This window comes from Thalassotalea sp. ND16A (assembly GCF_000764205.1).
GTDB lineage: Bacteria > Pseudomonadota > Gammaproteobacteria > Enterobacterales > Alteromonadaceae > Thalassotalea_A.
Map to the genome: position 1 here is coordinate 1 of NZ_JQDZ01000016.1, position 1,399 is coordinate 1,399.

The 1,399-nt window shown below is 40.3% G+C and carries 1 protein-coding gene; it reads left to right on the forward strand.

Annotation, left to right across the window (positions count from 1 at the left end; all coding sequences use genetic code 11):
* Window positions 1-89 precede the first annotated feature (89 nt).
* Window positions 90-1,399: IS4 family transposase (locus tag ND16A_RS15760; RefSeq protein WP_033076275.1), on the forward strand; the 1,310-nt coding region annotated here is incomplete at its 3' end.

A 1,399-nucleotide genomic window follows, 5' to 3' on the forward strand; every position in this document is an offset into this window, starting at 1 on the left:
TAACACCGATCAGTTAAGGAAAACGATCGGTTGACAAGAAAAACGATCATACGACAATAGCACCTTCTATTTAGACAGGGCTATTTTTCATGCTTTCAAATTGGTTAATTGATACAGAGTTATTTGCTGCACCAGAAGATTTATCGGTATTTCAAAAAGAACTACCTATGGAATGGATTGAGCAGGCATTAGACGAAACCAATAAAGCGAGTATGAGAAGGCGTAAGCTTCCCGCCGAACTTGTTGTTTGGCTTGTCGTTGGCCTTGGGCTTTACCGTAATAGACCAATCAGTGAAGTGGTTTCTAAACTAGATTTAACACTAACCAATAAACTTGGCGAATCAGTAGCCCCGAGTGCTGTGCCTCAAGCAAGAGAGCGACTAACGGCAAAGCCACTTGAGGCTCTATTCAATCTTACCTCAGAGCATTGGTGTCAGCGTGAAGATGCTGATGATAGGTGGAATGGCTTAGAGCTATTTTCTATTGATGGCACGACATTACGGTGTGCAGATGGCAAAGAAACCTCTGAGCACTTTGACCATATCAGTAATCAAAATAAGAAGTCTGTATACCCAATTGCTCGTCTATGCGCCCTGATGTCATTGAGAAGTCGAATGATACGTGATGTGAGATTTGGCCCGTGCAGCTCTGGCGAAATAACATATGCTAGACAACTTAAAGATTCGGCTCCATCAGACTCATTAACCATATTCGATAACTGCTATATAAGCGCGAAACTGATGACAGACTGGCAACAAAAAGATAAAAATATCCATTGGATGACTCCTATTAAATCCAACACTAAATACAAAGTGTTAGAGACATACGGTGACAATGATTTTCTTGTTGAAATGACAGTCTCTCGAGATGCTAAAAAACAACATCCGGATTTGCCTAAAACATGGCAGGCAAGACTTACCACCTATGGTGAAAGAAAGGAAAGCAATCATATAATTGGCGTGATCAGCTCATTGACCGATACAAATAAATATTCTGCCAAAGACATCCTAAATGTATATTTCGAGCGCTGGGAAATCGAAAATGGCTATGGAGAAATTAAGCAATATCAACTGGATGAGAATATCCTACTTAGAAGCAAAACGGTTGAAGGTATTTATCAAGAAATTTGGGGGATACTTATCGCTTATAATTTGATCCGAGTTGAAATAAGCCAAATAGCGAAAGAAGCCGATGTATCACCACTGAGAATAAGCTTTGTTATGGCAATGCGTTATATTCAAGATGAATTAATGTGGTGCGCTATCGCAACACCAGGAAGTATACCGAAAAAACTTCGGGCTATGCGCGAGAACGTCAAACAGTTTATACTACCAGAGAAAAGAAAGCGGCCCAAAGACAGGACCGTGAGAGTTAGCAAAACTCGTTACCATATTAAAAC